The organism is Micromonospora antibiotica (assembly GCF_017599305.1).
GTDB classification, from domain to species: Bacteria; Actinomycetota; Actinomycetes; order Mycobacteriales; family Micromonosporaceae; genus Micromonospora; species Micromonospora antibiotica.
Genome location: NZ_JAGFWR010000001.1, coordinates 489577 through 512397, shown reverse-complemented (window position 1 = coordinate 512397; position 22821 = coordinate 489577). Strand labels below are relative to the sequence as shown.

21 protein-coding genes are annotated in these 22821 nt (G+C 72.2%); 11 read left to right on the top strand and 10 right to left on the bottom strand.

What is annotated here, in order from left to right:
• Positions 1-238: 238 nt before the first annotated feature.
• The 6 genes from purB to JQN83_RS02365 all read right to left on the bottom strand — a co-directional run bounded on the left by purB (position 239) and on the right by JQN83_RS02365 (position 7454).
• A complete protein-coding gene (gene purB / locus JQN83_RS02390) occupies positions 239-1663 on the bottom strand; it encodes an adenylosuccinate lyase (RefSeq protein ID WP_208565344.1) in 1425 nt (474 codons plus the stop codon).
• A 99-nt stretch (positions 1664-1762) separates the two neighbouring features.
• Positions 1763-3730 (bottom strand): elongation factor G, encoded by a 1968-nt coding sequence (locus JQN83_RS02385; protein ID WP_208565343.1) that lies wholly within the window; start codon positions 3728-3730, stop codon positions 1763-1765.
• Positions 3731-3934: 204 nt separating this feature from the next.
• Positions 3935-4567: a hypothetical protein gene (locus JQN83_RS02380; RefSeq protein ID WP_208565342.1), complete on the bottom strand. Its 633-nt coding sequence runs from the start codon at positions 4565-4567 to the stop codon at positions 3935-3937.
• Positions 4568-4788: 221 nt separating this feature from the next.
• Positions 4789-5040, bottom strand: coding sequence for a hypothetical protein (locus tag JQN83_RS02375; protein WP_208565341.1), 252 nt, complete (start codon positions 5038-5040; stop codon positions 4789-4791).
• A gap of 37 nt (positions 5041-5077) precedes the next feature.
• Positions 5078-6013 carry a TNT domain-containing protein gene (locus JQN83_RS34020; protein ID WP_208565340.1) on the bottom strand — a complete coding sequence of 312 codons (936 nt, stop codon included), beginning with the start codon at positions 6011-6013 and terminating at the stop codon, positions 5078-5080.
• A 148-nt stretch (positions 6014-6161) separates the two neighbouring features.
• Complete coding sequence (locus JQN83_RS02365; protein ID WP_208565339.1) at positions 6162-7454, bottom strand: acetyl-CoA C-acetyltransferase; 1293 nt, start codon at positions 7452-7454, stop codon at positions 6162-6164.
• A 56-nt stretch (positions 7455-7510) separates the two neighbouring features.
• Between JQN83_RS02365 and JQN83_RS02360 the strand changes: the two genes are divergently transcribed.
• The 6 genes from JQN83_RS02360 to JQN83_RS02335 all read left to right on the top strand — a co-directional run bounded on the left by JQN83_RS02360 (position 7511) and on the right by JQN83_RS02335 (position 14529).
• A complete protein-coding gene (locus tag JQN83_RS02360; RefSeq protein ID WP_208565338.1) occupies positions 7511-9001 on the top strand; it encodes a 3-oxoacyl-ACP reductase in 1491 nt (496 codons plus the stop codon).
• Positions 9002-9285: 284 nt separating this feature from the next.
• Positions 9286-10155, top strand: coding sequence for a MaoC/PaaZ C-terminal domain-containing protein (locus JQN83_RS02355; protein ID WP_244251693.1), 870 nt, complete (start codon positions 9286-9288; stop codon positions 10153-10155).
• A 130-nt stretch (positions 10156-10285) separates the two neighbouring features.
• Positions 10286-11038, top strand: a complete 753-nt coding sequence (locus tag JQN83_RS02350) for an NUDIX hydrolase (RefSeq protein WP_208565336.1) — start codon at positions 10286-10288, stop codon at positions 11036-11038.
• Positions 11035-12105, top strand: coding sequence for a serine/threonine-protein kinase (locus JQN83_RS02345; RefSeq protein WP_208565335.1), 1071 nt, complete (start codon positions 11035-11037; stop codon positions 12103-12105). Before JQN83_RS02350 ends, JQN83_RS02345 begins: the two co-directional genes overlap by 4 nt.
• 10 nt (positions 12106-12115) lie before the next feature.
• Positions 12116-13081: a hypothetical protein gene (locus JQN83_RS02340; RefSeq protein WP_208565334.1), complete on the top strand. Its 966-nt coding sequence runs from the start codon at positions 12116-12118 to the stop codon at positions 13079-13081.
• Positions 13082-13161: 80 nt separating this feature from the next.
• Entirely contained in the window at positions 13162-14529 is a 1368-nt protein-coding gene (locus JQN83_RS02335; RefSeq protein ID WP_208565813.1) for an adenylosuccinate synthetase, read from the top strand.
• Between the two features lie 117 nt (positions 14530-14646).
• On the opposite strand, the gene JQN83_RS02330 is transcribed toward JQN83_RS02335, so the two are convergent.
• From JQN83_RS02330 to JQN83_RS02320, 3 genes are all read right to left on the bottom strand, one after another.
• Complete coding sequence (locus JQN83_RS02330; RefSeq protein WP_208565333.1) at positions 14647-15588, bottom strand: alpha/beta fold hydrolase; 942 nt, start codon at positions 15586-15588, stop codon at positions 14647-14649.
• Between the two features lie 133 nt (positions 15589-15721).
• Positions 15722-16366 (bottom strand): LuxR C-terminal-related transcriptional regulator, encoded by a 645-nt coding sequence (locus JQN83_RS02325; protein WP_208565332.1) that lies wholly within the window; start codon positions 16364-16366, stop codon positions 15722-15724.
• A complete protein-coding gene (locus tag JQN83_RS02320; protein WP_208565331.1) occupies positions 16351-17637 on the bottom strand; it encodes a sensor histidine kinase in 1287 nt (428 codons plus the stop codon). Before JQN83_RS02320 ends, JQN83_RS02325 begins: the two co-directional genes overlap by 16 nt.
• Positions 17638-17803: 166 nt before the next feature.
• On the opposite strand from JQN83_RS02320, the gene JQN83_RS02315 reads away from it, so the two are divergent.
• Entirely contained in the window at positions 17804-17941 is a 138-nt protein-coding gene (locus tag JQN83_RS02315; protein ID WP_208565330.1) for a hypothetical protein, read from the top strand.
• A gap of 4 nt (positions 17942-17945) precedes the next feature.
• A complete protein-coding gene (locus JQN83_RS02310) occupies positions 17946-18560 on the top strand; it encodes a DedA family protein (protein ID WP_208565329.1) in 615 nt (204 codons plus the stop codon).
• Between the two features lie 134 nt (positions 18561-18694).
• Here the strand turns inward: JQN83_RS02310 and JQN83_RS02305 are convergent, their stop codons facing one another.
• Complete coding sequence (locus tag JQN83_RS02305; protein ID WP_208565328.1) at positions 18695-19333, bottom strand: TetR/AcrR family transcriptional regulator; 639 nt, start codon at positions 19331-19333, stop codon at positions 18695-18697.
• Positions 19334-19410: 77 nt separating this feature from the next.
• Here JQN83_RS02305 and JQN83_RS02300 point away from each other — a divergent pair, with 77 nt between their 5' ends.
• From JQN83_RS02300 to JQN83_RS02290, 3 genes are all read left to right on the top strand, one after another.
• Positions 19411-19863, top strand: coding sequence for an SCP2 sterol-binding domain-containing protein (locus JQN83_RS02300; protein ID WP_208565327.1), 453 nt, complete (start codon positions 19411-19413; stop codon positions 19861-19863).
• A gap of 2 nt (positions 19864-19865) precedes the next feature.
• Positions 19866-21080, top strand: a complete 1215-nt coding sequence (locus JQN83_RS02295; protein ID WP_208565326.1) for an acyl-CoA dehydrogenase family protein — start codon at positions 19866-19868, stop codon at positions 21078-21080.
• Between the two features lie 149 nt (positions 21081-21229).
• Positions 21230-22795: an AMP-binding protein gene (locus JQN83_RS02290; protein WP_208565325.1), complete on the top strand. Its 1566-nt coding sequence runs from the start codon at positions 21230-21232 to the stop codon at positions 22793-22795.
• The last annotated feature ends 26 nt before the right edge of the window (positions 22796-22821 follow it).

Here is a 22821-nt window from a genome sequence, read left to right as displayed (position 1 = left end):
GCTCCCCCACCCCCAGCTCCCCCACCCCCTCGGCCCCGCCCCTTCGCCCCGGTGATCAAGAGGTTTACGCCAATTCGATCTCCATTAGTGACGCAAACCTCTTGATCACCGGGGAGAGCCGACGCCTGGCCAGGCCCGGAGAGCGTGATCAAGAGGTTTGGGGCTGGTTGATCTCCACGGCTGACGTAAACCTCTTGATCACGGGGGTGAGCCGATGCCGGGCCACGCGTGCGGGGGGTTAGAGGATGGGGGGTGGGGAGTAGGTGGCGGCTTCGGGGTGGGCGGTGACGACACTGGTGATGCGGCGGGTGATCGCGTCCACCTGGGCCTGGGCGGCACCGGTGAAGGTGGCGGGGTCGGCGACCAGGGTGTCGATCTCGCTGCGGGTGAGGCCGAGGCGGGAGTCGGCGGCCAGCCGGTCGAACAGGTCGTTGTCGGGGGCGCCCTTCTCCCGCATGGCGAGGGCGACCGCCACCGCGTGCTCCTTGATCACCTCGTGGGCGGCCTCCCGGCCGACGCCCCGGCGCACCGCCGCGACCAGGATCTTGGTGGTGGCCAGGAAGGGCAGGAAGCGCTCCAGCTCCCGGCTGATCACCGCCGGGTACGCCCCGAACTCGTCGAGCACGGTGAGGAAGGTCTGGAACAACCCGTCGGCGGCGAAGAAGGCGTCCGGCAGGGCCACCCGGCGGACCACCGAGCAGGAGACGTCCCCCTCGTTCCACTGGTCGCCGGCCAGCTCGCCGACCATCGACAGGTAACCCCGGATGATCACCGCGAAGCCGTTCACCCGCTCCGACGAACGGGTGTTCATCTTGTGCGGCATCGCGCTGGAGCCGACCTGACCCGGCTTGAAGCCCTCGGTGGCCAGCTCCTGACCGACCATCAGCCGGATCGTGGTGGCCAGCGACGACGGCGCGGCAGCCACCTGCGCCAGGGCGGACAGCACGTCGAAGTCCAGCGAACGCGGGTAGACCTGCCCGACGCTGTCCAGCACCCGGGCGAAACCGAGGTGACCGGCGACCCGACGCTCCAGCTCGGCGACCTTCTCCGCGTCCCCGTCGAAGAGGTCGAGCTGGTCGGCCGCGGTGCCGACCGGGCCCTTGATGCCGCGCAGCGGGTACCGGTCGATCAGGTCTTCCAGCCGCTCGTACGCGATGAGCAGTTCCTCGGCGGCCGAGGCGAAGCGCTTGCCCAGGGTGGTGGCCTGCGCGGCGACGTTGTGCGAACGGCCGGTCAGCACCAGGCCGGAGTGCTCGTGGGCGAGCCAGGCCAGCCGGGCCAGCGCGGCGACCACCCGGTCGCGGATCAGCTCCAGCGAGGCGCGCACCTGGAGCTGCTCGACGTTCTCGGTGAGGTCGCGGGAGGTCATCCCCTTGTGCACGTGCTCGTGCCCGGCGAGCGCGCTGAACTCCTCGATCCGGGCCTTCACGTCGTGCCGGGTGACCCGCTCCCGCTCGGCGATCGACGCCAGGTCGACCTGGTCGACCACCCGCTCGTACGCCTCGACCACGCCGTCGGGCACCGCCACGCCGAGGTCCCGCTGGGCGCGGAGCACGGCGAGCCAGAGCCGCCGCTCCATCCGGACCTTCTCCTGCGGGGACCAGAGGGCGACCAGTTCGGGTGAGGCGTACCGGTGGGCGAGCACGTTCGGGATCGTCGTCACGTACCTCATTCTCTCCTACCCGACGACCGCCGCCCTGGTCGGGCCGACCAGGGCGGCGGTCGCGTGCCACCCGGTGTCCGCGTGGAGCCGGGCGACCGGTCACCCCCGCTTGAGTACGTGTGCCAGGTACTCCCTGCGGTGCAGCGGGTTGCCGTCGGTGCGTCGTCGGGTCGGCGGGGTGCCGGTGGTGCGGCGGTGGCCGCTCAGCGCGGAGACGAAGACGCCCTCGCCGTGGGACAGGCCCGGTAGTTGCCGCTCGATGTCGTGGACGCTGCTCGCGGGGATCGTGCCGTGCAGGCGGCTGACCGGGCCGTGGGTGTCGCACTGGTCCACGATCGCCCGCGCGGCGGTCAGCCGGGACATGACCGCGCGGACCGTGTCGTCGGGCACCTCCACCTCGAACTGGTTGACCGGCTCGTGCACCGTTGTCCCCGCCGCGCTCAGCGCCGTCATCAGCACCAGCGGGGTGAGCTTGCGGAAGTCGCCGGCCGAGGTGATCGGGCTGCAGTACGCGGTGTCGGTCAACGTGACCACGCAGTCGACGACCTCCCAGCCGTGCAACCCCTGCTGCAACGTCTGCCGGACGGTCTCCTCGATCGCCCTGTGGAAGGCGGCGGGCAGCCCACCGGGCTCGACCTCGATCCGGTACCGCACTCCGCTGCCGGTGGGGCCCGGTGCGATGCGCAGGCCGACGGTGGCGGCGAACTCGTTCTGCCAGATCACCTCCAGCCCGTGGCCGACGCCCACCACCTTCTCGACGTACACCGTCGTGGTCTCCTCGAAGACCACCTCGATGCCGTACCGGTCCAGCATCAGGTCCTTGATGACCTCGCGTTGCACCTCGCCGTAGAGCGCCACCGAGACGGTCCGGTCCGCCTCGTTGCGGCGTACGTTGATCAGCGGGTCCTCCTCGGCCAGCCGTTGCAGGCGCTGGTAGAACTGCGCGTTCTGTGCGGGTCGGGCGGCCCGGACGACGGTCTCCAGGCTGGGCGGCGCGAAGAAGCCACCGGATGGCAGTCCTTCGGGTGCACCGAGCTGGTCGCCGACCTGCACGTGTGCCAGCCCGTACACCTTGGCGATGTCGCCGGGCCCGGCGGAAGTCTCGTGGGTGGTGGTGCCCTGGGCGAAGACCCGTACCGACGTCACCTTGCCGTTTCCCCCGATCACCTCGCCGGTGCGGCCACGGCGGTAGGTGTCCACCGGTTCGCGGGCCGTGAGCCGGCCGGAGTACACCCGCGCGTAGGCGACCTTCTCGCCGCCGGGCGCCCAGTCGATCTTGAAGATGCTCGCCCGCAACCGCGCCACCGGGTCGCCGGCCGACGGTGGGAGGAACTCCCGGACGGCCCGCAACAGTTCGCCCACGCCCTCGCCGGTGATGGCCGAGCCGAAGTACACCGGCACCACCCGCGCCTGCCGCACCTGGCGGCTCAACTCCGCGCGGTAGTCGCCCTCGGTGAGGTGCGTCGTGTCATCGAGGTAGGACTCAAGGAACGCGTCGCTCCCCTCGGCCAGCAGGTCGGCCACCGACGCGGCCCGCCCGCCAGCGGACAACGGCAGGGACAGCGCCCGCGCCCCGGCGGTGCCGGGACCGGTCACCGTGCTCATCGCGAGCCGGCGAGGGGTCAGTTTCTCCCCGATGCCGTCCAGCAACTCCTGGTAGCGGGCACCGACGCGGTCGATCTTGTTGGCGAAGGCGAGGACGGGAATCCGCAGGCGGGCCAGCGTCCGCATGAGAATCCGGGTCTGGGCCTGCACCCCCTCGACGGCCGAGACCACCAGAATCGCGCCGTCGAGCACCCGTAGCGCCCGCTCCACCTCGGCGATGAAATCGGGATGCCCGGGTGTGTCGATCAGATTGACCGGAAGACCGTCGATGGTGAACGACACCACCGCCGACCGGATGGTGATCCCACGACGCCGCTCCATCTCCATGGAGTCGGTCTGGGTGCTACCGGCGTCGACGCTTCCGACCTGGTCGATGACACCGGTGTGCTGAAGAAGCCGCTCGGTCAGGCTCGTCTTTCCCGCATCAACATGCGCGACGATCCCGATATTGAGGGAGCCCATTGATGAACGCCACCCTGGGGTAGATAGCCGACATGACCGTCCCGTCTGGTGCTCCGGACTGTCGGCGCATCTCCACTCCCCCGTCGGAATACGTGTCTCAATGAAGGTCTGTGCGGACCGGACTTTACCAGCGGCGTCGCCGCCTCGGCCGTACCTTTCCGGCGGGCGGAGCCGGCCGGGCCGCGTGGTCCACGGAAATCAGCGTCAGACCTTCGGGATGTCATGCACCGGTGCGGTGACCACGATGGTCTTGGTCTGCTTGCCGTACACGTTGCGCGCCGTCAACGTGTAGGTGTGCCGCTGGATGTCGCCCTCCCGGCCCGAGCAGGGAAAGGTGAACTCCTCGCTGCCGGCCGACGGGTAGTCGTCGCGGTAGATGCCGGGGCCGTCGACCGACAGGGCCACCGAGGTCACGTTGCCGACCCGCCACTCCATCAGCACGCCGCCGCCGGCGATCGGATTGACGGTGGTGCCGGCCGGGCAGCGCGGCTTGTCGGTGACCCGGAAGTAGCTGATGGTGGGGCCGTTCGCCTTCGTACCGGACTTGACGCCGTCGCTGTCCCCGCCACCGCCGGTCGAAGGGCTGCCGGTGGGACCGCCGGTCGAAGGGCCGGCGGTGGGGTCGGCCTCCTTGATCCCCACGCCCGGGGCCCCGCCGTCGGTGACCGTGCCGGTGTCGCCGGAGCCGGTCCTCGCGTGGCCCGACCCCGCCGGGCCGCCGGCCGCCCCGACCGCCGGGGGTCCCTCGACATCCCTCGTGGTGGGGGCACAACCGCCGGCCGCGAGCACGACGGCAACGGCAACGGCAGCGGTACGCAGCAGGGCACGACCGGGCATGACACTCCTCGACGGGACACCGCCACCAGGACGTCCGGGCGGGCTGACACCACGGTAGGAAGCCCCGACAACACCGTCCGCTGAGATCGACCTGATCGATCCCAGCGGGGCGGACTGATCGACTCCCGCGAGGCGGAACAGCGGTATCGCGCGGGCCGGTACACCGCTGTTCCGCCCCCGATGAGTGGATCACCCCGGCCAGGCCGGGGCCGGGCGGCACGTCAGGGTGGGGTGGGACGACCGGTCAGTGCCCGCCACAGCCCCGCGCACGCCTCCGGCTCGGTGTCGTAGGCCAGGCGGACGTCGTACACCCCGCGTTCGTACGCCCCGATCTCCCACCGCCCGTCGGCGGACCGGCGCAGGAACCAGAAGTCGGGTGGCAGGGGAACGTGCTCGTGCACCCCCTCCAGCTCGAAGGCGTCCGGGGAGATCCCGGTCGCGAAGAGGGCGTTACGCAACTCGTGCCGGTCCACGGTGACCTCCAGGGGGCGGGGAAGGGACGGCAGCGGATCAGCAGACCGGTGCGGCACGCAGCCCGCCGCCCGCCCCACCCTGACGCGGCACGGTGTCGGTCGGGCAGGGCGGGGTGTCCCCACCCAGATACTCCTCGACGATGACGTGGTGGTCGAGCAACCACTGCACGGTCAGCAGCTTGCCGGCCTGCGGCACGTACTCCGGGTTGAGCTGGAACTGGGTGCCCATGCCGGGCTGCGCGAACCAGGGGGCGATCGGGCCGGAGTCGACGTCGAACGGCTTGAGTACGCAGTAGGTGTGGTAGTTCGCCAGCGGTGCGGCCGGCGTGGTGGCCGGCGGCGTGGGCGGGGTGTTCAGGCTCTGCGGGGCGAGGGAGCGGGAGTTGAACGGGGTGCCGAGCGGGGCCAGGAAGGCGCCACCGGTGAAGCCGAAGCGGTCGAGGCGGTAACCGGGCAGCATGGTCTGCCGCTGCTTCACCGGCTTGCCGTCCGGGCCGAGGAAGAAACCGTTCTCCGGCGGGAAGACCAGCGTGGTCCCGGCCCCGTTGAGGGTGTAGTTCGAGATCCACTGGGACTCGCTCTGCGCGCCGAACCGTCGGTAGCCGGCGAGCAGCGGGCCGACCGGGGACTGTGTCGGCAGTACGGCCGGCCCGAGCAGCCGGTTGTCGTCATAGAACCGGGTGGTCTGCGGGGCGTCCGGCGGCAGGCCGGGCCGGCACAGGCCCGGTGTGTCAGGCGGCGGCTGCGGGGTGCGGGGCCGGCTGTGCTCGGCGCGCGCGGTGGGCTGCTCGGCGCGGGTGGTGGGCTGTCCGCCGTGGCCGGATCGGTTGTCGTCCGGCCCTCGGGAGGCGTCGTCGACAAGCGTGGCGGTCCGGGCCGCGCCGCCCGGCGTACCGGCCGACGGGGCGGCCCCGGGGAGGAGGGCCAGGGCCGCGCTGGAGAGCACGGCGAGAAGCCAACGGCTACGTTTCACCACAAACCTCCTGGAACGGGACGAGTAGCGCCCTCATCCTGCGGAGGTCAGCACGTAAAAGTGAGCCTTCGGGTGGTTCGTCCCCCGATGGGGTGCGTGTCCCGCCCGGCGGCGATCCCGCGGCCCGGCCGGGTGGTGGAGCCTGCGGTCAGCGCTCCAGGATGGCGGTCACGCCCTGCCCGCCGGCCGCGCAGATCGAGATCAGTCCCCGACCGCCGCCCTTCTCGGCGAGCAACTTCGCCAGCGTCGCCACGATCCGGCCACCGGTGGCGGCGAACGGGTGCCCGGCGGCCAGCGACGAGCCGTTGACGTTGAGCCGGTCCCGGTCGATCGCGCCCAGCGGGGCGTCCCGCCCCAACCGGTCCTTGCCGAACTCCGCCGACTCCCAGGCCGCCAGGGTGGCCAGCACCTGCGACGCGAACGCCTCGTGGATCTCATAGAAGTCGAAGTCCCGGAGGGTCAGCCCGGCCCGGTCCAGCATCCGGGGCACCGCGTACGCGGGGGCCATCAGCAGTCCCTCGTCGCCGTGCACGAAGTCCACCGCCGCCGTCTCCGACCAGGAGAACCAGGCCAGTACGGGCAGTTGGTGCTCACGCGCCCACTGCTCGGAGGCGAGCAGCACGGTGGACGCGCCGTCGGTCAGCGGGGACGAGTTGCCGGCGGTCATGGTGGCCTGCTCGGCGTCCGGGCCCCGGGTGCCGAAGACCGGCCGGAGCGCGCCGAGCTTCTCCAGGCTGGTGTCGGGGCGGAGGTTCTGGTCCCGGGTCAGCCCCAGATAGGGGGTCATCAGGTCGTCGAAGAAGCCCCTGTCGTTCGCGGCGGCGAGGCGCTGGTGCGAGCGCAGCGCCAACTCGTCCTGGGAGCGCCGGTCGATCTGCCAGCGCAGCGCCGTCCGGGCGGCGTGCTCGCCCATCGACAGCCCGGTGCGGGGCTCGGCGTTACGCGGCAGCTCGGGCCGGAACGGCTGGTGCGGGCGGAGCTTCGCGGCGATCTTCAGCCGCTCGCCGAGGGTTCGGGCGCTGTTGAGTTTCAGCAGGGTGCGGCGCATGTCCTCGTTGATCGCCAGCGGCGCGTCGGAGGTGGTGTCGACGCCCCCGGCGATGCCCACGTCGAGCTGCCCGAGGGCGATCTTGTTGGCGACCAGGATCGCTGCCTCCAGGCCGGTGCCGCAGGCCTGCTGGATGTCGTACGCGGGGGTGTGCGGGTCGAGCTTCGAGCCGAGTACCACCTCGCGGGTCAGGTTGAAGTCCTTCGAGTGCTTGAGGACCGCCCCGGCGACCACCTCACCGACCCGTTGCCCGGCCAGCCCGAACCGGGCGATCAGCCCGTCCAGCGCCGCGCCGAGCAGGTCCGCGTTGGACGCGCTGGCGTACCGGGAGTTGGACCGGGCGAAGGGGATGCGGTTGCCGCCGATGACCGCGACCCGCCGGATGCTCTGCACGATCCCGCCTCCGTTTCAGGACTTGCCCACAACCTACTGGCCAGTAGGCTACGCCCATGACCGACAGGTACGCGAGCTTCGTCCAATCGGGGGCCGGCCGCGCGCTGGTCAAGCGCCTCGGGCTGCCCGATCCACCGCGACTGCGCCGGCACAACCCCGGCGACCCGCTGCTGCCCGGCCCGGTCCTGCTCGGCGCGGCCACCGGCGGCCGACTCGCCGACCCGGTCGCCGCCATCCTCACCGCCGCCGGGGTCGACGTGCGCACCGGCACCGGCACCGCCCCACCCGCCGCCGGGCGCGACGACTCCGCCGCAGCCGACGGGCCGACCGCCGGGCACGGCGCCGCCGCCGCAGCCGACGGACCCGCAGGCCGGGACGAGCGGGCGGGGAACGGCGGCGCACCGGCCGGGGGCGGGACGTCCGCCCGGTTCGGGGCCCTGGTCTACGACGCCACCGGCATCACCGACTCCACCGGCCTGCGCCAGCTCTACGACTTCTTCCACCCGCAGGCCCGTGCGGTGCTGCCCAGCGGTCGGGTGATCGTGCTGGGCACCCCGCCGGCCGAGTGCGGCTCGCCCCGGGAGGCCACCGCCCAGCGGGCCCTGGAGGGGCTGACCCGCAGCATCGGCAAGGAGTTCGGTCGGGGCGTCACCGCGCAACTGGTCCACGTCACCGCGACCGGTGACGCCGGCACCCCGACCAGTCTGGAGGCGACCCTGCGGTTCCTGCTCTCCGGCCGCTCCGCGTACGTCTCGGGGCAGGTGGTCCGGGTCGGCACCGGCCCGGCCGTCGTACCGGCGGACTGGAACCGGCCGCTGGCCGGGCAGGTGGTGCTGGTCACCGGCGCGGCCCGGGGCATCGGCGCGGCGGTCGCCCGGGTGCTCGCCCGCGACGGCGCGCAGGTCGTCGCGCTGGACGTCCCGGCGGCCGGGGACGCCCTCGCGGCGGTCGTCAACGAGATCGGCGGCACCGCCGTACAGCTCGATCTCACCACGGCGGACGCCCCCACCCGGCTCGCCGACCACCTGGCCGAGCGGCACGGACGGGTCGACGTGGTGGTGCACAATGCCGGCATCACCCGCGACAAGACGCTGGGTCGGATGGACGCCGACCGGTGGGACGCGGTGCTCGACGTCAACCTCTCCAGTCAGGAACGGATCAACGACGTGCTGTTGGAACGGGAGTTGATCCCCGAGGGCGGCCGGCTGGTCGCCGTCTCGTCGATCGCCGGGATCGCCGGCAACCGGGGCCAGACCAACTACGCGACCAGCAAGGCCGGGGTGATCGGCCTGGTCGACTCGCTCGCCCCGGCACTGGCCGGGCGGGGGATCAGCGTCAACGCGGTCGCCCCCGGCTTCATCGAGACCCGGCTGACCGCCCGTATTCCGCTGGTGGTCCGGGAGGCGGGTCGCCGGATGAACAGCCTGGCGCAGGGCGGCCTGCCGGTGGACGTCGCCGAGACGATCGGCTGGCTGGGCTGGCCGGCCTCGGGCGCGGTCAGCGGCAACGTGGTCCGGGTCTGCGGCCAGAGTCTGCTGGGGGCGTGATGGCGCGGCGCAGGAACCGACCCGAGGAGTCCGGCGACGGCGAACTGTCGGTCGGCGACCTGATCGAGGGGCCGACGGAGGTCATCTCACCGGCCGCGCTGGCCGCCGCCCGCGCCGCCGGCCCGGGACCCGACCGCAGCGTCGACGAGACCCACGACCTGTCGGCGTACGCCTCCGGGGGTCCGCCGGCACCCGAGGATCCGACGACACCCGCCACCACGGACCTGTCGGCGTACGCCACCGGGGGTCCGGCGGGTCCGACCGCGGGGCACGCCGACGGGGACCTGGCGGCGCGGGCCGGGCGGGCCCGGGTGGAGTTGCCCGGTCTGCCCCGACCGGGCGCGCTCTACCGGCGGGCGTTGCGCGACGCGCTGCCCGGCATCGGCAGGTCCCGCCGGCCGGACGCCGCACCCCCGGTCGAGTTGGCCGTCGCCGGGGTCACCGTCGACCGGGCCCACCTCGCCGGGTACGACCGGGTCTGCGGTTTCCGGCTGGCCGACACGCTGCCGGCGACCTACCCGCACGTGCTGGGGTTCCCGCTGGCGTTGCGGTTGATGACCCTGCCAGAGTTCCCGTTCCCGCTGGCCGGGGTGGTGCACCTGGGCAACCGGATCACCGTGCACCGCCCGGTCCGGGCCGACGAACCGTGGGACTTCGTCGCGTACGCCGAGAATCTCCGGCCGCACGCCCGGGGGCGGCAGGTCGACGTCGTCCTGGTCGGCTCGGTCGGTGGCGAGGAGGTGTGGCGCGGGGTGTCGACGTACCTCGGTCGGGAGCGCGGGGCCGGCGGGGGTGCCGGGCGCGACCCGGGTGGGCGCCCCGCGCCGCCGGCCGCCACCGCGCACTGGCGGCTCACCCCCCGCGTCGGTACGGAGTACGCCCGGGTCTCCGGGGACCACAACCCGATCCACACCTCCCGGCTGGGGGCGCGGCTGTTCGGGTTCCCCCGGCCGATCGCGCACGGCATGTGGAGCAAGGCGCGCTGCCTGGCCGCCCTGGAGAGCCGGCTGCCGGAGGCGTACACCGTGGAGGTGGGGTTCAAGCTGCCGGTGCCGCTGCCGTCGACGGTGGCGTTCAGCGCCGCCCCGGGCTGGGACTTCGCCCTGCACGACACCCGGACCGGCCGCCCCCACCTGGTGGGCACCGTCCGCTGAGGCCGGGCGGCCCGCGTGACGGGACGCACAGCGCCGGTCGGCCGCTGCACCAGCTCAACCTGTTGCGGAGCACTTCTTCGTCAGCTAGGTTGTTCTCAGATAGAGTAATTCTCAACCTGAGAGGGACGCCGTGAACGAGCAGGACTTCCTCGCCGGATACGACCCCAGCGCCTACCCCTCGACCGCGATCACCGTGGACGTGGTGGCGCTGACCATCCGCGAGGGCGCGCTGCACCTGCTGCTGATCCGGCGTGGCCAACCCCCCTACCAGGGGCACTGGGCGCTGCCCGGCGGCTTCGTCCAGCCCGACGAGGACCTCACCACCGGGGCCCGCCGCGAACTCGCCGAGGAGACCGGCCTCGGTGGCGACCGGCTGCGCCGGGTCCACCTGGAACAACTCGCCAGCTACGGCGCACCCGACCGGGACCCCCGGATGCGGATCGTCTCCGTCGCCCACCTCGCCTTCGCCCCCGACCTGCCCGACCCGGTCGCCGACAGCGACGCCGACGAGGCCGGGTGGCTGCCGGTCACCGCCCTGCCCAGCCGGCAGCTCGCCTTCGACCACGCCCGGATCGTCGACGACGGGCTGGAACGGGCCCGCTCCAAGCTCGAATACACCCCGCTGGCCACCCGCTTCCTCGGCCCCGAGTTCACCATCGCCGAGCTGCGCGGCGTCTACGAGACGGTCTGGGGGCACCCGCTGCACGCCGGCAACTTCCACCGCAAGGTGCTCTCCGTCCCCGGCTTCGTCGAGAGCACCGGCGGCAACACCGAACGCGGCGGTGCCCGGGGCGGCCCCCGGGCCCGGCTCTACCGGGCCGGCGACGCCCGGCTGCTGCACCCGGCGCTGCTGCGCCCCGCCCGGGAGGAGACCGTCCGGTGAGGACCGACGAGGCGATCCGGCTGGTCACGGCGGCCCGCACCGACGCCGACCTGTTCGGCGTCGACACCCCGGCGCAGCGCTACCGCGAGCTGGTCGCGGCCCTGCACCCCGACCGGCTGGGCGCGCTCGACCATCAGGTACGCGCCGCCGCCACCGACGCGTTCATCCAGGTCACCACCCGCTGGCAGGCCACCCGGACCCCGGCACCCGGCGACCCGACCGGCACCCCCGGCGACCCGACGGCCACCGCCGGCCGACAGGCACCGGACGGCCGCGCCGCCACCGGCCCGGCCACCGTCGTGCTCGGCGGATACCGGCTCGGGGCGCTCGCCCACGTCGGTGACCTCGCCGACCTCTACGACGTGGGGGCCGACCGCCTGCTCAAACTGCCCCGCGACCCGGCCGACAACGACCTGCTGGCCCGCGAGGCGCACGCCCTGCGGCAGATCGAGGAACGCGGCGACCCGCGCCACCTGCCGTACGTGCCCCGGCTGGTCGACACCTTCCGGCACCGGGACGCCGCCAACGGGGCCGAACGCCGGATCACCGTGCTCGCCGCCGTACCCGGGCTGCACGACCTCGACGCGGTACGCCGGGCGTACCCCGACGGGTTGGACGCCCGGGACGCGGCCTGGATGTGGCGGCGGCTGCTGGTCGCCCTCGGCCTGGCCCACCGGGCCGGCGTGGTGCACGGCGCGGTGCTCCCCCGGCACGTGCTGATCGAGCCGGACGCGCACGGCGTGGTGCTCGTCGACTGGTGCTTCTCCGCCGTCGACGGCGCCACCGTCCCGGCGCTGGTCCCCGGGCACGAGGACTGGTACCCGCCGGAGGTCACCGCGCGGCGGCCCGCCGGCCCCGGCACCGACCTGGCGATGGCCGCGGCGTGCATGAGCTGGCTGATGGGCGACCGTGCCCCCCGTGAACTACGCGCCTTCGCCGACGGTTGCCGCCGCCCGGCGCTGGCCGCCCGACCCGACGACGCCTGGCGACTGCTGGGCGAACTCGACGAGGTGCTCGACCGGCTCTACGGGCCACGCACCTTCCGACCGTTCACCCTCAACCCCTAGGGAGGCTGCCATGGGCAGCGGAATCTGGTCCACCGACGTGTACGACGCCGCCGACCGCTACCGGAAGAAGAAGGGCACCAGCGCGTTCTCCTACAGCGACAGCGGGGCCCGCACCGTGCACCCGGCGCTCGACCCGCACGACGCCCTGCGGGAGAGCCGCGACAACGCCGAGCACCCGCAGTCGACACCCATCGCGGTGCTGTTCGACGTGACCGGCTCGATGGGGCACGTGCCCCGTACCCTCCAGGCCAAGCTGCCGCAACTGCTCGGGCTGCTGCTGCGCCAGGGCTACGCCCGCGACCCGCAGGTGCTGTTCGGCGCGATCGGCGACGCCACCTGTGACCGGGTGCCGTTGCAGGTGGGGCAGTTCGAGTCGGACAACCGGATGGACGACGACCTCGGCCGGATCGTGCTGGAGGGCGGCGGCGGCGGTCAGATGACCGAGTCGTACGAGCTGGCGATGTACTTCATGGCCCGGCACACGGTCACCGACAGTTGGGAGAAGCGCGGGCGGCGCGGCTACCTGTTCATCATCGGCGACGAGCTGGCGTACCCCCGGGTGAGCCGGCGGGAGGTGCGCCGGCTGATCGGCGACGACCTCGGCGAGGACGTGCCGCTGCGGCAGATCGTCGACGAGGTGACCCGCCGCTGGGACACCTACTACCTGCTCCCCGCCGGCAGCCACTACGCCGGCAACGCCAAGGTGCTCGACTTCTGGCGGGACCTGCTCGGGCAGCGCGCCGTCGTCCTCGACGACCTGGACGCGGTCTGCGAGACCATCGCGCTCACCGTCGGCCTCGGCGAGCAGGCCATCGACCTCGACGAGGGGCTGCGGGACCTCGACCGGGCCGGCTCCACCGCTGGCCGCACGGTGTCGAAGGCGCTGGCCCCGCTGGCCGGCGGCCGGCGTACCGAGGTCTCCACGCTGCCGGCCCCGACCGGGTCGCGCCACGCCGGTGGGGTGACCCGGCTGTGACCGACGTCCCCGCCCCCGCGACCCGGCGGCCCGGTCCGGTCCCGACGGGACGGGACCGGACCGGGCCCGGCCGGCACGTGATCGTGGTCGACCTCGGTTACGGCGACGCCGGCAAGGGCACCGTCGTGGACTGGCTCTGCGCGACCCGCCACGTGCACACCGTGGTGCGGTTCAACGGGGGTGCGCAGGCCGCCCACAACGTGGTGCTGCCCGACGGCCGGCACCACACGTTCGCCCAGTTCGGGGCGGGGACGTTCCACCCGGGGGTACGCACCCACCTGGCCCGGCAGCAGGTGGTGGACCCGCTGGCGCTGGCCGCCGAGGCCGACCACCTCGCCTCGGTCGGGGTGCCCGACGCCCTCGACCGGCTCACCGTCGACGGGGAGGCGTTGCTGGCCACGCCGTACCACCGGGCCGCCAACCGGCTCCGGGAGATCGCCCGGGGGGCCGCCCGGCACGGCTCCTGCGGGCTGGGGGTGGGCGAGTCCGTCCGGTACGGGCTCGCCCACCCCGACGAGGCGCCCCGGGTGGCCGACTGCCGGGACCCGGAACTGCTGCGCCGCCGGCTCACCGTGCTGCGGGACCGGCTGACCGCCGAACTCGGTCCGCTGGACGCCCCACCGGTGGCGGACTGCCTGCCGGCGTTCACCGGCTTCGCCGACCGGGTGGCGATCGTCGACCGGTCGTACCTGGCCGGGGTGCTACGGGCGGGGACCTGCGTCTTCGAGGGGGCACAGGGGGTGCTGCTGGACGAGTGGCACGGCTTCCACCCGTACACCACGTGGAGCACCACCACCTTCGCCAACGCCGAGGCGCTGCTCGCCGAGGCGGGGGCGGCCGGGTCGGCGTACCGGCTGGGGGTGGTGCGGACGGTCACCACCCGGCACGGGCCCGGTCCGCTGGTCACCGAGGACCGGGCGCTGCCGTTGACCGATCCGCACAACCCGACCAACCCGTGGCAGGGCCGGTTCCGCTTCGGCCACTTCGACGCGGTCGCCCACCGGTACGCCCTGGACGTGGCCGGTGGGGTGGACGGCCTCGCCCTCACCCACCTCGACCTGACCCACCCCGACCCGGCCCGCCCGGCGCTGCGGATCTGCCGCCGCTACGACGGTGTCGACCGGTTGCACCCCGGCCCACCCGGCGACCTGGACCGGCAGGCGGCCCTCACCGCCCGTCTGCTGCGGACCCGCCCGGTGTACGACCCCACGCCCACCGACTGGCCGGCGGCGGTGGCCGGGGCGCTGGCCGCCCCGGTGGTGCTCACCTCGCACGGTCCCACCGCCGCCGACAAGCGGGAGCACGGCCTACCGGCCCGCGATCCGCTCCCGGCTCCCCAGCGGGGGGCTGATCCCCCGGGCGGTGGGCCGAACGGTCGCCGGGGCTCGGTCGTGGGGTCGGCTTGCCCCGGCCGGAGCTGGTCCGGCTCTTCACAGATCAGGGTCTAGTCGGGGTCTGAAGCCTGCCTGTCGATCTCTCCGGGGAGCGTGACTCGCGCCACACCTCTGACCGAGGTGAGCGCGAGTCACGCCTGCGTGGTTACCCGGTTGCGCGTGTGCTGCTGCTCAGAAGCGGCTGACCATCTTCTTGATCTCGTCGAGGACGAAGTCGGGCTGGTCAAGAGGGATGTCGTGTGAGCTTCCCTTAGCAGTGACAAGTTCGCGGTCGGGCCCGGCTTCCGCGAAGCTGGCGGCCGCATCGCGCCACCGCTGCGCGTCTTCCGGGGAGCCGTCGAAGGGTGTCTTCTCGGCGACCATGACGATCACCGGTACCGTCTTCGGCCACGAGACCTTGTGGTAGGCGTGATGGGCAGGGCCGAAGTTCGTTGCCGTGGCGATGAGCTGTCGGTTCTCCTTCGTAGTGGGCTGCTTCTTCGCCTCCTCGATCTGCGACGTGCTGGCGGCCACGAGGCGGGCGATCTGCGCATCGGTGAAGAACGGCGGCAGGTTCGCGTCGACGAGCACCGCGCCGGAGACCCACTGCGGGTTGGCGCGGGCGAAATTCGTGGCAACCTCACCGGCCTGCGAGTGTGCCACCAGCACCACCTCGCGCGTCACGCCGAGCTCGCGTAGACCGGCCTGCAGGTCGGCGACAGCGGACTGGACGTCCCACGGGCCGGATACCTCATCACTGTCGCCCAGACCTGCCCGGTCGTAGGTGATGATCATGGATCCAGTGTCTTGTGAGAGTCGCGGGGTCAGGTCCTTCCAGTAGGAGGAATCCTCACCGCCGCCCGCGTCCAAGACGATGGCGGGCAGGTGCCCGGAGGTGACATGGAAGGCCAACTGACGCCCTCCGACGTCGATCATGTGCAACGTCGAAGCCTTCGACGACACGGTCGGGCCGGGTGAAACCGCGACTCTGGAGGGAGCTTGGGAGCCTCCCGTCGCGGCCGGGGTGGACGCCGATGAATCACTGCACGCGGCCGACCCGGCGGCGAGGAGCAAGGCCAGCGTCAGGGCTGCCCCGCGATTGCGCGACGACGACAAGAAGTGGGACTGGGTCATGACGATCCTCCCAAGGTGGTGCTTTCTTCGACAGCACCAGCCTCCAGGCAACAGCGCAGAAGCACACGGGTGCCCGAACCCTTGTGGGGGTGGACGAAACTCCCCCTTGCCCCGGAGCGGCGGGACGGCGAAATCAGCCTTCCAGATAGGCCAGGACGGCGAGAACCCGACGATTGTCCTCCTCGGACTGTTCGAGCCCCAACTTGGTGAAGATGTTGTTGCTGTGTTTGCTGACGGCCTTCTCGGTGACGAACATCCGCGCGGCGATCGCAGCATTCGATCGCCCCTCGGCCATCAGTGAAAGCACTTCGCGTTCACGTGGAGTCAGCGCCTGCAACGGGAGATCCGAGGCGCGGTGGGTCATCAGTGCGGCTACCACGTCCGGGTCCATCACGGTGCCTCCGGCCGCTACCCGGCGCACGCTGTCGATGAAATGCCCGACGTCCGAAACCCGGTCCTTCAGTAGATATCCAACGGCTCCGGCCCGATCGGACATCAATTCCCTGGCGTAGAGTTGCTCGACGTACTGCGACAGCACCATCACCGGTAACCCGGGGAGCTGTTCACGGACGTCGATAGCGGCTCGCAAACCCTCATCGGTGAAGGTGGGTGGCAGCCGGACGTCGACGACCGCGATGTCGGGCTGGTATGTGAGCAGTGACCGGACCAGGGACGGGCCGTTGTCGACGGCCTCCAGCACGTCGAAACCGTAGGCCTGGAAGATCCGGACCAGGCCGTCGCGCAGCAGGGCCAGGTCCTCGGCTATGACAATTCGCATGGCAGCGTCATCCTCACTTCGGTGGGGCCGCCGAGCGGGCTGTCGACGACCAGAGTGCCGTCGAAGGCGGCCAGGCGACGAGCGACGCCTCGCAGACCGGTACCGGCGTCGATGCTTGCTCCGCCACGCCCGTCGTCCGACACGAGGATCGACAACAGTCCGCCGGCCTCCTCGACGCACTCGAGCGTGATCAGGATCCGGTTCGCTTCGGCGTGCTTGATCGCATTGGTCAGGGCCTCGGCGACCGCGAAATAGGCTGCCGACTCGACCGGTGCCGGCAACCGGCCGGATAGGTGTATCACGACCGAGGTGGGCACCGGGTTGACCAGGGCCAGCGCCTGCAGTGCGCCGTCCAGACCGCGATCGGCCAGCACCGGCGGGTGAATGCCGCGAACCAGGTCACGCAGTTCGACCAGGGCACTGGTCGTCGACTCGCGGGCCTCCGCCAGCAACCGGCGAGCCGCCTGCGGATCATCGGTCAGCAGTTGCTCGGCCAGCCCGAGACTCATCCCGAGCGAGGCGAGCCGGGCTTGCGCGCCATCGTGCAGATCGCGTTCGATCCGGCGTAGTTCACTCGCCTGGGTGTCGACGGTCTCGGCCCGGGACGACGTCAATTCCTCCACTCGGGCACGCAGTTGCACCTGCTCGGTCGGGGCCAGCAGCGAACGCATCACCCGGGCGTTCAGGTTCGCCAGCCCGGCTGCGCTGCCGTACCAGACCGTGAAAAAGATCGGTCCGAGCGGCAGCATCACCAACGATTGCCGGACGCTGTGCAGCTCGAACTGGGGGCCGAAGGGGGTGCGGAACACCGTGGGTGGGGTCACCCAGAACAGGAACGGGTAGATCAGGTAGAAGAGGCCGCCGAGGAAGAGCAGAAACGACATCCCGACGGTGAACGCGCTGATCACGGAGTTGATCCCCAACCAGAGCCAGTCCCGCCAGCTCGCCGGGTCTCGCAGGATCGCCCAGAGCCGGGTCCACCAGTTCCCGGCCGGGATCGGTCGGTACGGGCGGGCGATCGGTTCACCGAGCCTGTTCGTCGCCCACTCCCGGTGCCGGTCGGCCAGCCAGCGCACCAGAACGGTCAGCGCCAGGGCCACCGGAATCCCGATTCCGGCCCCGACGACCAGCACCGCGGTGATCCACAGGCAGCACAGGGCCAGGCCCAGAACCGAGGCGAACGTCAAAATCAGCGACTGCCCCAACAGAACGAATCGCAGCCCGATCCGATCCCGTCGGGAAGGGGCCGGGCGGGTGATGCCTGTACTCATGTCTCGATCCTGGCCGGGCGGGCGTGGGTTGTGCAGTGGAGTTTCATCCACCCCCCATGGGGGCTCAGCACCCGTGTCCTGGGCCGTCGATCCCGCGGAGCCTTGATCCCATCGACGAATGCCTCATCGGCACGATCACCCGCTCATCCTCGCAGGAGAACCTCCCATGATCCTCGACCGTGAAGAGCCGTTGATCCGGCCCGCCCGGCCCCGGGCCGGTGGACCCGGTTCGGCGGCCCTGATCCGGTCGGTGCGCCTGATCCGGCGACTCGGCCCCGGGGCGGTGGCCCAGCGTCGAGCATGAGGGCATGCAGTCGGTGCTCGACCTGCTCCACCACACCGTCACCTCACCCTGGGTGTACCTGGTGATCATCGTGGTGACCGCGGTCGACGCGTTCCTCCCGGTGGTACCCAGCGAGACCGTGGTGATCACCGCCGGGGTCTTCGCCGCCAGCGGCGAGCCGAACCTGGCCGCCGTGATCACGGCGGCGGCGTTCGGCGCGCTCGTCGGCGACCACGTCTCGTACGGCATCGGCCGGGGCGGGGCAGGCCGGCTGGCCTGCTCGCCCGACGGCAGCCGGCGACGGGCCGGCTCGGACTGGGCCCGCCGGGCGGTGGACCGGCGGGGCGGCTCGATCCTCACCACCTCCCGTTTCGTCCCGGGCGGCCGGACCGCCGTCACGCTCACCATGGGGGCCGTCCGGTATCCGCTCCCCCGCTTCCTGCTTTTCGACGCCGTCGCCGCGCTGGTCTGGAGCGGGTACTGCGGCCTGCTCGGCTACTTCGGTGGGTTGGCGTTCGAGCGGGACCCGGTCCGGGGACTGCTCGTCGGCATCGGTCTCTCGCTGGCCGCCACCGGGCTGGTGGAGCTGGCCCGCTGGCTGCGCCACCGGGCCCGTCGCCGCGCCGCCGCAGGCCGCTGACCACCGCTGCGGCGGCACGCCGGAGGCGGTCGGCCCGGCGGGCGTGAGCAGGGCTGGCGGCGAGGTCGGCCCGGCGGGCACGGCTGGTCCGGCGACCATCGACCGGGCCTGCGCACAGTGGTCGCCGGGACTGCTCAGTCCGTCGGGGGCCGCCAGGTGACGCCGTCGAGGAGTTGGGCCGCACCGAGCCAGGCGACGTTCATCATCCGGGTGGCGGTCTTCTCCGGCTCGGCCTCGGGGTGGTCGGCCAGCCAGTCGGCAAGCGACTCGCTCGCGCCGACCAGGGCGTACGCGACGACCTCCAGCTCGGTGGCGGCGACCTCCCGGCCCCGGGCGCGCAGCGCGTGGTCGAGCATCCCGGCGACCACCTCGACCAGCCGGGCGCGCATCGCGGCCAGTTCGGTGGCGAACGGTTGGGAGCCCCGGGCCTGCCGGTAGAGCACCGCCCAGCCGTCGCGGTGCGCCCCGACGAAGCCGAAGAAGGCCCGCAGCCCACGCCAGAGCCGCTGGTCGGGCGGGAGGTCGGGGGCGGCGGCCCCCGCGATGGCCAGCATCATCCGGGCGGTCTCCCGGTGCAGGCAGGCGATGAACAGCTCCTCCTTGGTGCCGAGGTAGGCGTAGACCATCGGCTTGGAGATGCCCGCGTCCTCGGCGATCTCGTCCATGCTGGCGGCGTGGAAGCCGCGTCGGGAGAAGACCTTGACGGCCGCGTCGAGCATCTGCTGCTCGCGTACGGCCCGGGGGAGGCGCTTGAAGCTGGGTGTGCTGGACACTCTTGCGAGCATACCTACTCGTGCGTAAGGTTACGCTTGAGTAACCAAAATCGTCCGCCCCGAGAGGTGCCACTCCCATGACTGACTTCGACCCGGCCAACTTCGCCAACTTCGGCCCCAAGGAGTTCGCCCAGCTGGTCAAGTCCACCCCGGACGACAAGATCGCCGAGGTGATGTCCGGCGACCTGCGCGGCAAGGTGCTCAGCGAGGTCTTCGGTCGGATGCCGCAGATTTTCCGCGCCGACCGCGCCGGCACCACCAGCGCCGTCATCCACTGGAACATCACCGGCCGGCCCGACGGTGGCACCGACACCTACGAGATCGTCATCGCCGACGGCACCTGCACCGTCAACGAGCCGCCGCAGCACGACCCCAAGCTCGCCCTCACCATGGGCCCGGTCGAGTTCCTGAGGATCGTCTCCGGTGGGGCCAACCCGGTGATGATGTTCATGACCGGCAAGCTGAAGGCCAAGGGCGACCTGGGCCTGGCCGCCAACATCGCCAACCTGTTCGACATCCCCAAGGCCTGACGATGACCGAGTTCTCGCTCGACCTGAACGAGGAACAGCGGGATCTGCGGGACTGGGTGCACGGCTTCGCCGCCGAGGTCGTGCGCCCGGCCGCCGCCGAGTGGGACGCCCGGGAGGAGACCCCCTGGCCGATCATCCAGGAGGCGGCGAAGATCGGCCTGTACGGCTTCGAGTTCCTCGCCACCTGCTGGGCCGACCCCACCGGGCTGTCCCTGCCGATCGCCAGTGAGGAACTCTTCTGGGGCGACGCCGGCATCGGGCTGAGCATCTTCGGCAGCTCACTCGCCGTCGCCGCCATCTACGGCACCGGCACCCCCGACCAGATGGTCGAATGGGTGCCGCAGTGTTTCGGCACCGTCGACGCCCCCGCCGTCGCCGCGTTCTGCACCACCGAACCGGAGGCCGGCTCCGACGTCTCCGCCATGCGCAGCAGAGCCGTCTACGACGAGGCCACCGACGAGTGGGTGCTGACCGGGCAGAAGGCGTACGCCACCAACGGCGGGATCGCCGGGGTGCACGTGGTCACCGCCTCCGTCGACCCCGAGCTGGGCTCCCGTGGGCAGGCCGCGTTCGTCGTACCGCCGGGGACGGCCGGGCTGCACGCGACCCGCAAGCTCAAGAAACTGGGCCTACGCGCCTCGCACACCGCCGACGTCTTCCTCGACGACGTCCGGGTGCCGGGGCGCTGCCTGCTCGGCGGGAAGGACGCGCTGGACGAGCGGCTGGCGCGGGCCCGGTCCGGCCAGCGGTCCAGCGGCCAGGCCGCGATGCGCACCTTCGAGCTGTCCCGGCCGACCGTCGGCGCGCAGGCGCTCGGCGTCGCCCGCGCCGCCTACGAGTACGCCCTCGACTACGCCAAGGACCGGGTCCAGTTCGGCCGGCCGATCATCGCCAACCAGGCCGTCGCGTTCGCCCTGGCCGACATGAAGATGGAGATCGACGCCGCCCGGCTGCTGGTCTGGCGGGCCTCCTGGATGGGCCGCAACAACCGGCCGTTCACCGCCGGCGAAGGCTCGATGTCCAAACTCAAGGCGGGTGAGGTGGCCGTCTCGGTGACCGACCGGGCCGTGCAGCTCCTCGGCGGGGCCGGCTTCCTGCGCGACCACCCGGTCGAACGCTGGTACCGGGACGCCAAGATCTACACCATCTTCGAGGGCACCTCCGAGATCCAACGGCTGGTCATCTCCCGCGCCATCTCCGGCGTCCAGATCCGCTGACCGTCGCCACCGGTCGACCGCCCCGTCACCGCCCGTCCACCACGGGCGACGTCGACTGGGCGGTCGGCCGGCGACGACGCATGATCGGAAAGGAATCCCTGGTGAGGGCCCCGGCCGGCCCCACGTCGTACCCCGAAGGAGGTCGCCGGATGGACCTGCCGTTCATCGTGGCCACACTGACCAGGCGGGGACTGCTCACCCCCGGGCACCCCGTCCGGGTCGCCTCACAACTCGCCGCACTGCGCCAGTGGGGCTGGGGCATGGCCGGCGAACTGCGGCAGGCCGCCGCCCGCGACCCGGGCCGGGTCGCCGTCGTCGACGAGCACGGCCACGAACTCACCTACCGGGAACTGCTCGACCGGGCCGAACGACTGGCCCGGTCGATGCGCAGCGTGCTCGGCGTACAGGCCGGGGACCGGGTCGGATTGCTGTGCCGCAACCACCACGGGCTCATCGAGGGCATCGTCGCGGCCACCCTGCTCGGCGCCGACGCGGTGCTGGTCAACAGCGGACTGTCCGCCGCGCAACTCGCCACCGTCGCCGACGAGCAACGGCTGCGGCTGCTGGTGCACGACACCGAGTTCGCCGAACGGGTCCTCGGCGTCCCCGCCGAGGTGCACCGGGTCGACGAAGCCGGCCTCGACGCCCTGATCGCCGCCGCGCTCCCCGCCGACCGGCTCACCCCGCCCGCCCACGACGGCCGGACCATCGTGCTGACCTCCGGCACCACCGGCACACCCAAGGGCGCCCGCCGGCCCGTCCCGACCGGCTTCGGCCCGCTGGTGTCCATCATCGACCGCATCCCGCTGCACACCCACGACACCGTGCTGGTCGCCGCCCCGATCTTCCACACCTGGGGGTACGCGGCACTCCAGGTCGCCTTCGCGCTGCGCGCCACCATCGTGCTGCACCGCCGGTTCGACCCGGCCGCCACGCTGGACGCGCTCGTGACCCACCGGTGCCAGGCGCTGTTCGCCGTACCGGTGATGCTGCAACGCCTGCTCGACGTGCCGCCACCGGAGCCCCGGCCGGCGCTGAAGGTGGTCGCGGTCAGCGGCTCGGCGCTGCCCGGCAACCTCACCACCCGGTTCATGGACACCTACGGCGACGTCCTCTACAACCTGTACGGCTCGACGGAGGTCTCCTGGGCCGCCATCGCCGGCCCCGCCGAGCTGCGCCAGGCACCCACCACCGCCGGTCGCCCCCCGCACGGCACCCGACTGGAACTCCTCGGCGACGACGGGAAGCCGGTGCCGGCCGGGCGGGTCGGCCGGATCTTCGTCGGCAACGAGATGCTGTTCGAGGGCTACACCTCGGGGGCCCGCCGGGAGATCCACGACGGGCTGCTCGACACCGGCGACCTCGGCCGGGTCAACGCCGACGGGCTGGTCTTCGTCGACGGCCGGGCCGACGACATGATCGTCTCCGGTGGGGAGAACGTGTTCCCGTCCGAGTTGGAGGACCTGCTCGCCCGGCTACCGCAGGTCCGCGAGGCCGCCGTGCTCGGCGTACCCGATCCGGAGTACGGGCAACGGCTCGCCGCGTTCCTCGCCCTGCACCCCGGCGAGACCCTCGACCCCGAGGCGGTACGCGAGTACGTCCGGCACTACCTGGCCCGGTTCTCCGTACCCCGGGATGTGATCTTCGTGAAGTACCTGCCGCGCAACGCCACCGGCAAGGTGCTCACCCGGGAACTCCGCCGCTACTACGGCTGACCTGTCCCTGACCTCGTCGGGCGACG

Coding starts and splice junctions, on each gene's coding strand:
- JQN83_RS02300 (WP_208565327.1), top strand. CDS start 19,411: ATGACTGACTTCGACCCGGCCAACTTCGCCAACTTCGGCCCCAAGGAG.
- JQN83_RS02380 (WP_208565342.1), bottom strand. CDS start 4,567: ATGCCCGGTCGTGCCCTGCTGCGTACCGCTGCCGTTGCCGTTGCCGTC.
- JQN83_RS02320 (WP_208565331.1), bottom strand. CDS start 17,637: ATGAGTACAGGCATCACCCGCCCGGCCCCTTCCCGACGGGATCGGATC.
- JQN83_RS02360 (WP_208565338.1), top strand. CDS start 7,511: ATGACCGACAGGTACGCGAGCTTCGTCCAATCGGGGGCCGGCCGCGCG.
- JQN83_RS02325 (WP_208565332.1), bottom strand. CDS start 16,366: ATGCGAATTGTCATAGCCGAGGACCTGGCCCTGCTGCGCGACGGCCTG.
- JQN83_RS02385 (WP_208565343.1), bottom strand. CDS start 3,730: ATGGGCTCCCTCAATATCGGGATCGTCGCGCATGTTGATGCGGGAAAG.
- JQN83_RS02290 (WP_208565325.1), top strand. CDS start 21,230: ATGGACCTGCCGTTCATCGTGGCCACACTGACCAGGCGGGGACTGCTC.
- JQN83_RS02310 (WP_208565329.1), top strand. CDS start 17,946: ATGCAGTCGGTGCTCGACCTGCTCCACCACACCGTCACCTCACCCTGG.
- JQN83_RS02330 (WP_208565333.1), bottom strand. CDS start 15,588: ATGACCCAGTCCCACTTCTTGTCGTCGTCGCGCAATCGCGGGGCAGCC.
- JQN83_RS02340 (WP_208565334.1), top strand. CDS start 12,116: ATGGGCAGCGGAATCTGGTCCACCGACGTGTACGACGCCGCCGACCGC.
- JQN83_RS02295 (WP_208565326.1), top strand. CDS start 19,866: ATGACCGAGTTCTCGCTCGACCTGAACGAGGAACAGCGGGATCTGCGG.
- JQN83_RS02315 (WP_208565330.1), top strand. CDS start 17,804: ATGATCCTCGACCGTGAAGAGCCGTTGATCCGGCCCGCCCGGCCCCGG.